At 67.7% G+C, this 12,890-nt stretch carries 14 protein-coding genes; 9 read left to right on the forward strand and 5 right to left on the reverse strand.

What is annotated here, in order from left to right; translation table 11 throughout:
• Positions 1-2 precede the first annotated feature (2 nt).
• From DMB80_RS23230 to DMB80_RS23240, 3 genes are read left to right on the forward strand one after another with little or no spacing between them, the layout of a single operon-like run.
• Complete coding sequence (locus tag DMB80_RS23230) at positions 3-1,148, forward strand: thiolase family protein (RefSeq protein ID WP_111512021.1); 1,146 nt, start codon at positions 3-5, stop codon at positions 1,146-1,148.
• Positions 1,145-1,936 (forward strand): crotonase/enoyl-CoA hydratase family protein, encoded by a 792-nt coding sequence (locus DMB80_RS23235; protein ID WP_111512022.1) that lies wholly within the window; start codon positions 1,145-1,147, stop codon positions 1,934-1,936. The genes DMB80_RS23230 and DMB80_RS23235 overlap by 4 nt, the downstream gene beginning before the upstream one ends.
• A gap of 10 nt (positions 1,937-1,946) precedes the next feature.
• Complete coding sequence (locus DMB80_RS23240; protein WP_046365770.1) at positions 1,947-3,089, forward strand: acyl-CoA dehydrogenase family protein; 1,143 nt, start codon at positions 1,947-1,949, stop codon at positions 3,087-3,089.
• A 57-nt stretch (positions 3,090-3,146) separates the two neighbouring features.
• Here DMB80_RS23240 and DMB80_RS23245 read toward each other — a convergent pair whose 3' ends face one another.
• Positions 3,147-3,884 (reverse strand): fasciclin domain-containing protein, encoded by a 738-nt coding sequence (locus DMB80_RS23245; protein ID WP_111512023.1) that lies wholly within the window; start codon positions 3,882-3,884, stop codon positions 3,147-3,149.
• 121 nt (positions 3,885-4,005) lie between these two features.
• Positions 4,006-4,914 (reverse strand): SDR family NAD(P)-dependent oxidoreductase, encoded by a 909-nt coding sequence (locus DMB80_RS23250; protein ID WP_111512024.1) that lies wholly within the window; start codon positions 4,912-4,914, stop codon positions 4,006-4,008.
• A 78-nt stretch (positions 4,915-4,992) separates the two neighbouring features.
• Between DMB80_RS23250 and DMB80_RS23255 the strand changes: the two genes are divergently transcribed.
• From DMB80_RS23255 to DMB80_RS23265, 3 genes are read left to right on the forward strand one after another with little or no spacing between them, the layout of a single operon-like run.
• On the forward strand, positions 4,993-5,520 hold the full coding sequence (locus tag DMB80_RS23255) for a gamma carbonic anhydrase family protein (protein ID WP_048422974.1): 528 nt from the start codon (positions 4,993-4,995) through the stop codon (positions 5,518-5,520).
• Positions 5,521-5,549: 29 nt separating this feature from the next.
• A complete protein-coding gene (locus tag DMB80_RS23260) occupies positions 5,550-6,695 on the forward strand; it encodes an NAD(P)H-binding protein (protein WP_240431354.1) in 1,146 nt (381 codons plus the stop codon).
• Complete coding sequence (locus DMB80_RS23265) at positions 6,692-7,408, forward strand: CPBP family intramembrane glutamic endopeptidase (RefSeq protein WP_420812215.1); 717 nt, start codon at positions 6,692-6,694, stop codon at positions 7,406-7,408. Before DMB80_RS23260 ends, DMB80_RS23265 begins: the two co-directional genes overlap by 4 nt.
• Here the strand turns inward: DMB80_RS23265 and tet(V) are convergent.
• Together tet(V) and DMB80_RS23275 are read right to left on the reverse strand one after the other, a co-directional pair.
• The gene (gene tet(V) / locus DMB80_RS23270) at positions 7,405-8,661 is read right to left on the reverse strand and encodes a tetracycline efflux MFS transporter Tet(V) (RefSeq protein ID WP_240431356.1); all 1,257 of its coding nucleotides are present in this window, start codon (positions 8,659-8,661) and stop codon (positions 7,405-7,407) included. The two genes, DMB80_RS23265 and tet(V), sit on opposite strands and share 4 nt — an antisense overlap.
• A gap of 146 nt (positions 8,662-8,807) precedes the next feature.
• Positions 8,808-9,617 (reverse strand): enoyl-CoA hydratase, encoded by an 810-nt coding sequence (locus tag DMB80_RS23275; protein ID WP_111512027.1) that lies wholly within the window; start codon positions 9,615-9,617, stop codon positions 8,808-8,810.
• 87 nt (positions 9,618-9,704) lie between these two features.
• Between DMB80_RS23275 and DMB80_RS23280 the strand changes: the two genes are divergently transcribed.
• The 3 genes from DMB80_RS23280 to DMB80_RS23290 are packed head-to-tail and all read left to right on the forward strand — an operon-like array spanning position 9,705 to position 12,589.
• Positions 9,705-10,790 (forward strand): CaiB/BaiF CoA transferase family protein, encoded by a 1,086-nt coding sequence (locus tag DMB80_RS23280; protein ID WP_111512047.1) that lies wholly within the window; start codon positions 9,705-9,707, stop codon positions 10,788-10,790.
• Between the two features lie 21 nt (positions 10,791-10,811).
• The gene (locus DMB80_RS23285; RefSeq protein ID WP_111512028.1) at positions 10,812-11,564 is read left to right on the forward strand and encodes a 3-hydroxyacyl-CoA dehydrogenase; all 753 of its coding nucleotides are present in this window, start codon (positions 10,812-10,814) and stop codon (positions 11,562-11,564) included.
• A 35-nt stretch (positions 11,565-11,599) separates the two neighbouring features.
• Positions 11,600-12,589, forward strand: coding sequence for an NAD(P)H-dependent flavin oxidoreductase (locus DMB80_RS23290; protein WP_111512029.1), 990 nt, complete (start codon positions 11,600-11,602; stop codon positions 12,587-12,589).
• A 54-nt stretch (positions 12,590-12,643) separates the two neighbouring features.
• Here DMB80_RS23290 and DMB80_RS28855 read toward each other — a convergent pair whose 3' ends face one another.
• Positions 12,644-12,775: a hypothetical protein gene (locus DMB80_RS28855; RefSeq protein ID WP_110797964.1), complete on the reverse strand. Its 132-nt coding sequence runs from the start codon at positions 12,773-12,775 to the stop codon at positions 12,644-12,646.
• Positions 12,776-12,890 lie beyond the last annotated feature (115 nt).

Raw genomic sequence — 12,890 nt, forward strand, 5'->3', positions numbered from 1 at the left:
CCATGCCAGAAGCCGTCATCGTCGAAGCTGTGCGGTCCCCTGTCGGCAAGCGCAACGGCGGACTCTCCGGAGTGCATCCGGCCGAGCTGTCCGCGCAGGTCCTCAACGGTCTCGTCGAGCGGGCCGGGGTCGACCCCGCGCTGGTCGACGACGTCATCTGGGGCTGTGTCATGCAGGCCGGCGAGCAGGCGCTCGACATCGCCCGCACCGCTCTGCTGACGGCCGGATGGCCGGAGTCCGTGCCCGGGGTGACCGTGGATCGTCAGTGTGGATCGAGCCAGCAGTCGGTGCACTTCGCCGCGGCCGGTGTGGTCGCCGGACATTACGACGTCGTCGTCGCCGGCGGTGTGGAGTCGATGTCGCGGACCCCGATGGGTTCGTCGTTGGCCGGTGGCGGAAACCCGTACCCCGCGGGCTTCAAGGACCGGTACAGCAAGACCCCGAACCAGGGCATCGGCGCCGAGATGATCGCCGAGCAGTGGGGCCTCAGCCGTACCGATCTCGACCAGTTCTCCCTCGACTCGCACGAAAAAGCCGCCGCCGCACAGGATGCCGGCGCTTTCGAGGATCAGATCGTGGCGATCAAAGACCAGGACGGCAACCCTGTGCTGAAGGACGAGGGCATCCGCCGCGGCACGACCCTGGAGAAGATGGGTCAGCTCAAGCCCGCGTTCCGTGAAGACGGTGTGATTCACGCCGGCAACAGCTCTCAGATCTCCGACGGCTCGGCGGCCCTGCTGTTCATGTCGGCCGAGAAGGCCAACGAACTCGGCCTCAAGCCGCTGGCGAAGGTGCACACCGCGGTGCTGGCGGGTGCCGACCCGGTCATCATGCTGACCGCCCCGATCCCGGCGACGCAGAAGGCGCTCAAGCGCTCCGGGCTCTCGATCGATCAGATCGGTGCGTTCGAGGTCAACGAGGCATTCGCACCGGTGCCGATGGCGTGGCTCAAGGACATCGGCGCCGACGAGAAGAAGCTCAACCCCAACGGTGGCGCGATCGCGCTGGGTCACCCGCTCGGCGGCTCCGGCGCCCGGATCATGACCACGCTGCTCTACCACATGCGCGACAACGGGATTCAGTACGGTTTGCAGACGATGTGCGAGGGCGGCGGCCAGGCCAACGCCACCATCCTGGAGCTGCTGTGAGCGAGGCGCCGGGCGCGCTGGTCGAGCGCCGCGGCAACGTCATGGTCATCACGATCAACCGGCCTGAGGCGCGCAATGCCATCAACTCGGCCGTGTCGATCGCACTTGGTGATGCCCTCGAGGAGGCGCAGAACGACCCCGACGTGTGGGTGGTGGTGATCACCGGCTCGGGGGACAAGTCCTTCTCTGCCGGAGCGGATCTCAAGGCGCTTTCGCGCGGTGAGGACATCGGTCACCCGGAGCAGCCGAAGTGGGGCTTCGCCGGTTACGTCCGCCACTTCATCGACAAGCCGACCATTGCCGCCGTCAACGGCACAGCTCTCGGGGGTGGCACCGAACTGGCGCTCGCCAGTGATCTCGTCGTCGCGGGACAGAGCGCCAAATTCGGTCTGCCGGAGGTCAAGCGCGGTCTCTTCGCGGCGGCTGGTGGGGTGTTTCGCCTCGTCGATCAGATTCCGCGAAAAGTGGCGCTGCAGATGATGTTCACCGGCGAGCCGATCACGTCGGAAGAAGCACTGAGCTGGGGCCTGATCAACGAGGTGGTACCGGACGGCACCGAATTGGATGCGGCTTTGGCGCTGGCGCAACGCATCACGGTCAACGCCCCGCTGGCCGTCCAGGCCAGCAAGCGGGTGGCCGTCGGTGCCGATGACGGTCTCGTCGTCGACGACGAACCCGGCTGGAAGCGCACGCGACGTGAGATTGCCGTCGTCTTCAGCTCCGAGGATGCCAGGGAAGGGCCGCTGGCATTCGCTCAGAAGCGGGAGCCAGTATGGAAAGCCAAGTGAGGGAACAGGTATGAAGCGCACCATTTACGAGGCCGAGCACGAGGCGTTCCGCGACACCGTGCGGGGATACATCGAGAGCGAACTCGTGCCCAACGCCGAGAAGTGGGAGGCCGATCGCATCATCGACCGGTCGGCCTACGTCGCGGCGGGCAAGCACGGGCTGATCGGCTTCAACATGCCCGAGGAGTACGGCGGTGGCGGCACCGACGATTTCCGGTTCAACGCGATCATCGACGAGGAGATCGCCAAGGCCGGTGTGCCCGCACCGGGGCTGAGCCTGCACAACGACGTCGTCGGGCCCTACTTCAAGGACCTCACGAACGACGAGCAGAAGGAGCGGTGGCTCCCGGGTATCACGAGCGGCGAGACGATTATCGCGGTCGCGATGACCGAGCCTGGCGCAGGCAGCGACCTCGCCGGCATCCGCACCTCGGCCGTGCGGGACGGGGACGACTGGATCCTCAACGGGTCCAAGACCTTCATCTCCTCGGGCATCAACAGCGACCTCGTCGTCGTCGTGACCCGCACCGACCCCGACGCGGGCCACAAGGGGTTCACGTTGTTCGTGGTCGAGCGGGACATGCCCGGCTTCACCCGCGGCCGCAAGCTCGACAAGATGGGCATGCACGCCCAGGACACCGCCGAACTGCATTTCGAGAACGTGCGGGTGCCGAACGCCAACATCCTCGGCAAGGAGGGTCGCGGCTTCTACCACCTGATGCAGAACCTGCCCTCGGAGCGGTTGTCGATCGCGATCTCCGCGATCGCCGGCGCGCGTGAAACCTGGCGCCAGACACTGCAATACGCGAAGGATCGCAAGGCGTTCGGCCAGCCGATCGGCAGCTTCCAGCACAACCGGTTCCTGCTCGCGGAGATGGACACCGAGCTCGATGTCACCGAGCAGTACGTGGACCGGTGCCTGCAGGCCGTCGTCGACGGCGAGCTGACCGCCGTCGAAGCGGCCAAGGCGAAGTGGTGGGCGACCGAGGTGGCCAAGAAGGTGGTCGATCAGTGCCTGCAGCTGCACGGCGGCTACGGCTGGATGATGGAGTACCGCGTCTGCCGTGACTATGTCGACGGGCGCATCATGACGATCTTCGGTGGAACCACCGAGATCATGAAAGAGATCATCGGCCGCGACCTCGGCCTGTAGAACAAACGATTTCGGCGTGGTTGTCGTCGCCAGGCGACGACAACCACGCCGAAATCACTAACCGATCGGGGCTTCTGCGGCCGGGGTGGTCGGCGTCTGGGCCGGCAGCGGCGCAGCCGACGTGGTGGCCGCGGTGGTCGGGGCCTCAGACGTGGCCGACGTGCTCGTCGATGTCGACGTCTTCGGGGCCGGCGCGTCCGCAGGGTTCAGCACGTGATCGACCAGGTAGATCCGCGCGTTCTCCGCCTGGATGCCACCGCACACCACCTGGGTGGTCTCGTTGACCTTGAGGTTGTCGCCGGAACCGGTCACCTCGATCTCGGTGCCCTCCTGCGTGGGCCGCTGGCCCTTGACGTCATCGGGGCCCAGCAGGCCGAGGAAGACGTGGTAGTACAGCAGGCTGGTCAGCGCGGCCGGGTCGGTGCGCAGCATCTCCTGCTGCTCGGGCGGCAGCTCGGCGAACGCCTCGTTGGTGGGCGCGAACACCACGAACGGGCCGTTGTCGAGCACCGGGTCGATGTTGACGGCCGGGTTCAGCTGGCCGGACACCGCGGCGTTGAACGAGCTGATGTCCGGGATGCTGGCCAGCACCTTGCTGACGGGCACATTGGCCAGGCTCTTCCAGTTCGGCACTGCTTGCTTGAACGGATCGCACTTGCCCTGCGGGTCGGGGATCTCAGCCGTCACGGTGGTCGTGGTCGGCTCGGCGGATGCGGTCACAGCCAGCGGAACCGACAGGGCGATCGCGGTGGCACTCGCAGCGATGCCGATGGCCTTGCTGGGGCGGGTCTTCACGTTCTGCTCCTCATGCTCGTCAGGTCGCTTGGCATGCTAAGCGCACGCTCGGGTCACGACCAAGTCGAGAATGTGTCGCGGTTGTGCCACGAACCGTTACAGAAGAACCGCTGACCAGCGGTTATCGCGCGCCGACAGCCGGCGTGCAGAGCTGCTCGGAGAGCTGCCACAACTCCAGCGCGCGGGCCTCGTCCACCGCATACGCCGCCGCCTCGGCGACCGCACAGTCGGACAGATACACACCCCCAGCAGGGGTCACGTCGTCGCTGACCGCGGCCCACACCTGCGTCGCCGCGCCGTACTCGGGCGTGGTGAACTGCCGGTTGGTGCGGCCACGCCGGGTCAGGTCGGCGAAGTCCTGGTCGTCCATGTGCCGGGCCAGCGAGGTGGCGACGATGCCGGGGTGCACCGCATAGGCGTGCACCCCGCTGTCGCGCAGGCGTCGGTCCAGTTCGACCGCGTGCAGCACATTTGCGGTCTTCGATGCGCCGTACGCGACGAACTTGTCGTAGTCGCGGTGCTCCCAGTTGGCGTCATCGAGGTCGATGTCGCCGAGCCGATGACCTTCCGAGGACAGGTTCACCACACGCGCGCCGTCGGCAGCGACCAGAGCGGGCAGCAGCGAGCGGGTCAGCTCGAAGTGACCCAGATGGTTGGTGCCGAACTGCATCTCGAACCCGTCGACGGTGCGCTCGAACGGCGTGAACATCACCCCGGCGTTGTTCATCAGCACGTGGACGGCCGGGGTCAGGTCGCTGATCTCCGCCGCTGCCGCAGTCACCGATTCGAGCGAGGTGAGGTCCATGCGCACCGTCGCGGTCGACGCCTGCGGTACCTGCTCGCGAACCCACGCCTGCGTATCGGCGAGCGCCGCCGCGTCGCGACCCGTCAGGACCACTCGTGCACCGGTGTGGGCCAGGCATCGGGCCGACTCCCGGCCCAGTCCCGACGTCGCGCCGGTGATCACGACGGTCTTACCGGTCAGATCGACGCCCTCGACGATCTGGCGGGCGGTGGGGGTCGACGTCATTGTCGAGTCGGAGGTCGTCACGACGAGAGGATCGCACGCGCCTGCCGAGCATGCGGCAGCCGACCCTACGATGGCGCCATGCCGGAGCCGCTGATCCTCCCCATCGCCGGGCACGCGCCTACGCTGCATCCGCAGAGCTGGGCCGCGCCGAACTCCACCCTCGTCGGCCGGGTGATCCTCGCCGAGGGGGCCAGCGTCTGGTACGGCGCCACGCTGCGCGCCGAGACCGAGGACATCGAGGTCGGGCCGGGCAGCAACATCCAGGACAACGTGACGATCCACGTCGACCCGGGTTTCCCTGCGCGCATCGGCAGCGGCGTGACCGTCGGCCACAACGCGGTCCTGCACGGGTGCACCGTCGGCGACGACACCCTGATCGGGATGGGAGCGGTGGTCCTCAACGGAGCCACCATCGGCGCGGGATGTCTGATCGCCGCCGGCGCGGTGGTGTCGCAGGGCGCGCAGATCCCGGCGGGACACATGGTCGCCGGGGTGCCCGCCAAGGTGCGCCGCGAGCTGGGCGACGCCGAGAAGGACGGCATCCGGACCAACGCGCTGCTGTACCAGGAGCTGGTCAAATTGCACCGTGACACAGGCAACGTCTGACATAGCGGCGGTTGGGGTACAGGCCAGTCGTGGGTAATCGGACTCTGGTCACCGGCGCGAGCGGGTACATCGGCTCTCGCCTGGTCGCGTCTCTCCTGGACGCCGGCAACGACGTCGTCGCGGTCAGCCGCCATCCCGAAAGGCTGCGCGAGTTCGGCTGGCACGACCGTGTTTCCGCAGTCGAACTGGATGCCGGCGACGCAGCGTCGGCGCGGCGGGCGTTCGACGAGGCCGGTCCGATCGACGTCGTCTACTACCTGGTGCACGGAATCGGCCAACCCGGTTTCCGGGAGGCCGACAACGAGGCCGCTGCCACTGTCGCCGAGGCGGCCAAGGCGGCGGGGGTGCGCCGCATCGTCTATCTCGGCGGATTCGTGCCGCAGGCCGCCGACGGCGGACCGCTGTCGGAACACCTGGCCAGCCGGGCCGAGGTCGCGCACGCGCTGCAGATCGACGGCGGACCCGATGTCGTGTGGCTCGGCGCGGCGATCGTTCTCGGGGCGGGGTCGACGTCCTTCGAGATGATGCGCTACGTCGCCGACCGGTTCCTGCTGCTGCCGATGCCCGAGTGGTCGGCCAATCCGATCGACCCGATCTCGATCCGCGACGTGCTGTACTACCTGGTGGCCGCAGCGGACGAGACGGTCCCCGCGGGCTCCTATGACATCCGGGGACCCGAGACCACCACGTACGGCGATCTGCTGCGCACCTACGCGCGCATCGCCGGCATCTTCCGGACCCCGGTCCCGGTCTACGGCATCGACACCGGTCTGGTGTCGAAGGTCAGCGGCGCCATCCTGCCGGTGCCCGGCGGTCTGGCCGGCGACCTGATCGAGTCGCTGGACTTCCCGATGATGGCGACCCAGAACGGGCTCGACGTGCCCGACCCGCCGGAGGGACTCACGAGTGTCGAGGACGCCATTCGCGCAGCCGTGACGAGCCCCTCGCGCCGACCCGTCGACCGTCTCGCCGACCCCCACCACCTCGCCGACACCGATCCCGATTGGGCAGGTGGCGACGCGTTGCGTTTGCGGCAGATCGCCTCCGCTGTGACGCCGCATGTCGTCCACCCGGTACTCGGACTGATCGGTCTGGTGCCCAAACCCGTCGCCGCTGCCGTCCGCACCGGTCTGGATCACGTGATCGGACTGGTGCCCAGGGGGAGTACTGCGTGAACAGCTCAGAGCACACGCCGCTGTCCGGCGAGATCAAGCAGATCGCGCGCACCAAGGCGCCTGCATTCAACGAGCCGCCGTCGATGGTGACCCGGCGCAAGTTCGTCGTCGGGGTGTTCCTGCTGATCGGCGCGGCACTGCTCGGCTATTCGCTCAGTCGTCCGCCCGGGGACAGCTCCTTCGTGTGGCTCACGCTGGCGCTGGCCGCGGTGTGGGCCATCGGGGCGTTCCTGTCCGGACCCTTGCACTGGGGGCATGTCAGCTTCCGCGGCCGTAACCAGCGCCCGGTCATCACCGGTACCGGCGTGGGCCTGGGCCTCGGCGCGATCTTCGTCGTAGGCGCTCTGGTGGCGCGGCAGATCCCGCCGGTGCGCGACTACATCACCAGCGTGCTCGAGTACGTGAACACCGCGCCGCTGTGGGTGATTGCGTTCATCACGGTGATCAACGGCCTGGCCGAGGAGATGTTCTTCCGTGGTGCGCTCTACACGGCGCTGTGGAAGTACAAGCCGGTGCTGGTCTCGACCGTGCTGTATGTGATCGCGACCGCGGCCACCACCGGTAACCCGATGCTGGGTTTCGCGGCCATCGTCCTGGGCACCGTGTGCGCGCTGGAGCGCCGTGCCACCGGCGGAGTACTCGCCCCGATGCTGACGCACTTCTTCTGGGGGCTGGTGATGGTTCTCGCCCTGCCCCCGCTGTTCGGCGTCTAATCCAGCGGGTGCGCGACCTCGTCGCGCCGCATCCGGGCGGCGGCCATCGCGATGCCCGCCAGCAGCACCGGCACCAGGCCCGCGGTGAGGAAGATCGTCGGCATCGACACCACCTTCGACAGCGGGCCGATGATCGCGAACGACACCGGCATGAACGCGAGTGAGACGAAGAAGTCCAGGCTGGACACGCGGCCCAGCATCTCCGGCGGTACCCGCCGCTGCAGCAGCGTGCCCCAGATGACCATGCCCGCGCCGTCGGTGACGCCGATGACGAAGGTGGCCAGCGCCATCACCGGGAACGACGAGGTGACGCCGACGACCGCCAGCGGTATCGAGCCCAGTCCCCACATCGTCATCATCACCGTCAGATAGCGGCGGGGCAGTTGCCGTGACGACACCGTCAGCGCACCCAGCGCGCTGCCGAGGCCGAAGAACGCGAGCACCAGACCATAGGTCTTCTCGCCGTCGGCGAACCTGTCGCCGACGATGAAGGGCAGTAGGACCTCGATCGGGCCCAGGACCACCAGCACGAACACGCTGGCGAACAGCAGCGTCCACAACAGCCACGGTGTGCGCCACACGAACGCGAAGCCCTCGCGTAGATCGCGCAGCAGGTGCGACTTCGGTTGTGTGACAACGCGTGTGCCGGCCGGCCGGGTCGCGATGAGCAGCGCGAGGCCGATGGCGAACAGGATCGCCACCACGAGTGCGCCCGCGGCCGGGAACGTCGCGCCGATCAGCACGCCCGCCACCGCAGGGCCGGCGGCGCGCTGGAACACCGGGCGTACGACGCCTTCGACGCCGTTGGCGGCCAGCAGCTGCTCGGCCGGCAGGATGCGCGGGAGCAGGGCGCTGTAGGCCGGGAAGAAGAACGCGGCGGCTACGCCCAGGGCGCCGGCTGCGATCGCGAGATGCCAGATCTGCAGCGTGCCGGCGAAGCCGAGCACCGCGATGACGGAAACCACTGTGGTGTTGACGAATTCGACGACGATGATGATGCCGCGTTGGGGGAGCCGGTCTGCGGCCAGGCCGCCGACGAGGACGAAGGCGACCAGGCCGAGCCCCAGGCAGGTCGCGACCAGCGACAGCGAGGTGGGATCGTCGTCGATGGCGATCACCTGCAGCGTCATCACCACCGCCCACATGCCCTCGGCGAAGATCGACAGGGAGACGGCGGCGATGAGCAGGCGGTACTCGCGGATTCGGAAGGGCGCGAGCACGCGCCAGCGGGCTTCTGCCGCCGGCGTCTCGATGTGGTAGTCCGTGCTCACTTGTCGATGGTGGCCGACGAGTGGTGCTCGCGTCGAACGATTTTCGAGGCGCGCTTGCGCCCAGATGGGCGAAAGGGCGAGAGTCTCTCGCACTTTTCCGCCCAAATGTCGGTTTGGGCGGGGGTGGGTCAGGTGTCGGTGAAGGTGGGCTCCCGGCGCTGCTGGAACGCACGCGCTCCTTCGCGGAAGTCGTTGGCGTCCAGCAGTATCAGCTGGCCCTGCTTCTCGCGCTCGAGGGCGCCCTCGAGTTCGGTCAGCGTCGCGGCGTTGACCGCGTCCTTGGTCTTGCGCAGTGCCACGGCGGGTCCGGCGGCCAACCTGGCGACGACGGCGTCGACCTCGGCGGCGAAGTCATCAGCCGGGAACACCGCGCTGACCAGCCCCCAGTCGAAGGCCTGTGCGGCGGGGATGCGCTCGGCCAACAGCGCCATCCGCATCGCCCGGATTCGCCCGACCGCCGCGGCGATCAATGCCGAGGCCCCGCCGTCGGGCATCAACCCGATCTTGGTGAACGCCAGCATGAAAAATGCCTTCTCCGAGGCCAAAACGACATCACACGCCAGCGCCAGTGACGCCCCGACACCCGCTGCCGCCCCCTGCACCACCGCGACCGCCGGCTGCGGCAGCGCCACGATCGCGCGGATGGCGCGGTTGGCGGCGTCGAGCACCTCGGCCGGCGTTCCCGCCCCGTCTGGATCGGCGTGGTCGGACTCGCTGATACCCGCGCCGGAGGAGAAGCCGCGCCCGGCCCCCTCGATGCGCACCACCCGCACCTCGGGGTCGCCCGCGGCGCGGTCCAGAGCGTCGGCCAGCGTGGTCAACATCGCTGCGGTCAGCGAGTTCAGGCTGTCCGGGCGGTGCAGTTGCAGAGTCAGCACACCGCCCTCGCGGCTCACCCGAAGGTCGTCGATACCCGCGTAATCCTGCGTCGTTGACATAGTCAGGCACCCTAGGTGGGTCGAGAAGGTTATACAAGTAAGCTATGTCGGGCTCGACCGAGCGACCGACGAAAAGGACGGGTGGAGATGGCTGGACCTCTGCAGGGACTGCGTGTGGTGGAGTTGGCCGGCATCGGCCCCGGACCCCATGCGGCGATGATCCTCGGCGACCTGGGCGCCGATGTCGTACGCGTGGAACGTCCAGGCAAGGGCGGTGGTGCGCCGAGCGGGGACTACCTGCTGCGTAACCGGCGTTCGATCGGCGCCAACCTGAAGGACCCGGCCGACGTCGAGAAGGTGCTCTCCCTGATCGCCAAGGCCGACGTGCTGATCGAGGGGTTCCGTCCCGGGGTCACCGAACGTCTCGGCCTGGGGCCCGAGGATTGCGCGAAGGTCAACGAGCGCCTGATCTATGCGCGGATGACCGGGTGGGGCCAGGACGGACCGCGGGCTCAGCAGGCCGGTCACGACATCAACTACATCTCGCTCAACGGCACGTTGCACGCGATCGGCCGGGCCGGTGAGCGCCCGGTGCCGCCGCTGAACCTGGCCGGCGACTTCGGTGGCGGGTCGATGTTCCTGATCGTCGGCGTCCTCGCTGCTCTCTTCGAGCGTCAGACCTCCGGCAAGGGGCAGGTGATCGACGCCGCGATGGTCGACGGCTCCAGCGTGCTGATGGCGATGATGTGGGCGTTCCGCGGCACCGGCATGTGGAGCGACGAACGCGGAACCAACATGCTCGACACCGGTGCGCCCTACTACGACACCTACACGTGCGCCGACGGCCGCTACGTCGCGGTGGGTGCGATCGAGCCGCAGTTCTACGCCGAGATGCTCAAGGGCCTCGGGCTCGATGCCGGTGATCTGCCCGGCCAGAACGACGTCAGCCGCTGGCCCGAGCTGCGGGCGCGGCTGACCGAGGCATTCGGCGCGCAGGATCGGGACCACTGGGCCTCGGTGTTCGCCGGTACCGATGCCTGCGTCACCCCGGTGCTGTCCTTCGCCGAGGTCGAGTCCGAGCCGCACAACACCGAGCGTGACACCTTCTACCGCGAGAACGGGAACCTGTACCCGGCGCCGGCGCCGCGGTTCTCCCGCAGTGTGACGGACGCCCCGAAGGCGCCGGGTGTACCGGGAGCCGATACCGAAGCTGTTCTGCAGGACTGGATTTAGCCAACAGAAAGGAACCGATCAATGGAGATCAAGGACGCGGTCGCGGTCGTCACCGGAGGTGCCTCCGGTCTCGGTCTCGCGACCACGAAGCGCCTGCTGGACCGAGGCGCATCCGTCGTGGTCATCGACCTCAAGGGCGCCGAGGCGGTCGCCGAATTGGGGCCGCGCGCCAAGTTCGTCGAGGCCAACGTCACCGATCCCGAGCAGGTCGCCGCTGCGCTGGACGCGGCGGAGGAGATGGGGCCGGTCCGTATCGACGTCAACTGCGCGGGCATCGGCAACGCGATCAAGACGCTCGGTAAAGAGGGGCCCTTCCCTCTCGACGGCTTCCGCAAGGTCGTCGAGGTCAACCTGATCGGTACGTTCAACGTCATTCGCCTTGCGGCAGAACGCATTGCCAGGACCGAGCCCATTGGCGGTGAGCGTGGCGTCATCATCAACACCGCGTCGGTGGCCGCGTTCGACGGGCAGATCGGGCAGGCCGCGTACTCGGCATCGAAGGGCGGCGTGGTCGGCATGACGCTGCCGATCGCGCGCGACCTGTCGCGTGATCTGATCCGCGTCGTCACCATCGCGCCGGGCCTGTTCAAGACCCCGCTGCTGGGCTCGCTGCCCGAGGAGGCGCAGGCCTCGCTGGGCAAGCAGGTGCCTCACCCGGCCCGCCTCGGTGACCCCGACGAATACGGCGCGCTCGCCACGCACATCGTCGAGAACCCGATGCTCAACGGGGAGACGATCCGGCTCGATGGCGCGATCCGGATGGCCCCGCGATGAGCGCTTGCGCGAAGAGCAGAGGACAGCGGTAGACCATGGCCATCAAGACGAAGTTCACCGAAACCTTCGGTGTCGAGCATCCGATCGCCCAGGGCGGTATGCAGTGGGTGGGTCGCGCGGAACTGGTTGCGGCCGTGGCCAATGCGGGCGGGTTGGGTTTTCTGACCGCGTTGACGCAGCCGACGCCGGCGGATCTGGCCAACGAGATCGCCAAGACGCGGGATCTGACCGACAAGCCGTTCGGGGTGAACCTGACGATCCTGCCGACGATCAATCCGCCGCCCTATGACGAGTACCGCCAGGTGATCGTCGACGCCGGTATCAAGATCGTCGAGACGGCGGGATCCAACCCTGCGCCACACCTGCCGATGTTCCACGACAACGGCATCAAGGTGCTGCACAAGTGCACCTCGGTGCGGCATGCGGTCAAGGCGCAGAGCCTGGGTGTGGACGGCATCAGCATCGACGGCTTCGAATGCGCGGGTCATCCCGGCGAGGACGACATTCCGGGCCTTGTGCTGATCCCGGCGGCCGCGGACAAGATCGAGATCCCGATGATCGCCTCCGGCGGGTTCGCCGATGCGCGGGGTCTGGTGGCGGCGCTGGCGCTGGGCGCCGACGGCATCAACATGGGGTCGCGGTTCATGTGCACCGTCGAGTCGTGCATCCATGAGAACGTCAAAGAGGCGATCGTCGCCGGCGACGAGCGGGGTACGGAGCTGATCTTCCGCAGCCTGCACAACACGGCGCGGGTGGCATCGAATGTGGTCTCGCGCGAGGTGGTCGAGATCCTCGAGGGCGGCGGCCAGTTCGACGACGTCAAGGATCTGGTGGCCGGCTCGCGGGGCCGAAGGGTGTTCGACGACGGCGACGTCGACGCCGGAATCTGGACTGTCGGCACGGCCATGGGCCTGATCAACGACATTCCGACGGTGGGCGACCTGGTGTCGCGCATCGTGGCCGAGGCAGAGGACCTGATCCGCGGCCGGCTGGCCGGGATGGTCGCACAGACCTCAGCGGTCTAGCAGGGTCGTACTACACGGTGAAGAGCGCGCGTCCGAGAGGGCGCGCGCTCTTTGTCACACGGCAGTAGGAAGAGTCTGCTCGTCGTCGAGCTGTTCCGACGTCAATCCCTCGACGAGAACATCGCCGTGGTAAAGGGCGTCGAAATCAACCTTGATGACATCAGCATTGGTGTCGTCGATCCACATGTACTGAACAGTAACCACGAGCTCTAAGGAATCTTTGAGCCTCGTTTCGGAAAACTGTGGCAATTCTTACCGGCGGGTAGGTTCAGCCCGGGTTCGGCGGTCGCCGGCGCGGCTA

The organism is Mycobacterium kyogaense, from assembly GCF_003254575.1.
GTDB classification, from domain to species: domain Bacteria; phylum Actinomycetota; class Actinomycetes; order Mycobacteriales; family Mycobacteriaceae; genus Mycobacterium; species Mycobacterium kyogaense.

Excerpts from the sequence above, each read along its gene's own strand:
- DMB80_RS23230 (WP_111512021.1), top strand. The coding sequence starts at position 3 with ATGCCAGAAGCCGTCATCGTCGAAGCTGTGCGGTCCCCTGTCGGCAAG.
- DMB80_RS23285 (WP_111512028.1), top strand. The coding sequence starts at position 10,812 with ATGGAGATCAAGGACGCGGTCGCGGTCGTCACCGGAGGTGCCTCCGGT.
- DMB80_RS23240 (WP_046365770.1), top strand. The coding sequence starts at position 1,947 with ATGAAGCGCACCATTTACGAGGCCGAGCACGAGGCGTTCCGCGACACC.
- DMB80_RS23280 (WP_111512047.1), top strand. The coding sequence starts at position 9,705 with ATGGCTGGACCTCTGCAGGGACTGCGTGTGGTGGAGTTGGCCGGCATC.
- DMB80_RS23275 (WP_111512027.1), bottom strand. The coding sequence starts at position 9,617 with ATGTCAACGACGCAGGATTACGCGGGTATCGACGACCTTCGGGTGAGC.
- DMB80_RS23255 (WP_048422974.1), top strand. The coding sequence starts at position 4,993 with ATGCCGGAGCCGCTGATCCTCCCCATCGCCGGGCACGCGCCTACGCTG.
- DMB80_RS23290 (WP_111512029.1), top strand. The coding sequence starts at position 11,600 with ATGGCCATCAAGACGAAGTTCACCGAAACCTTCGGTGTCGAGCATCCG.
- DMB80_RS23250 (WP_111512024.1), bottom strand. The coding sequence starts at position 4,914 with ATGACGTCGACCCCCACCGCCCGCCAGATCGTCGAGGGCGTCGATCTG.
- DMB80_RS28855 (WP_110797964.1), bottom strand. The coding sequence starts at position 12,775 with ATGTGGATCGACGACACCAATGCTGATGTCATCAAGGTTGATTTCGAC.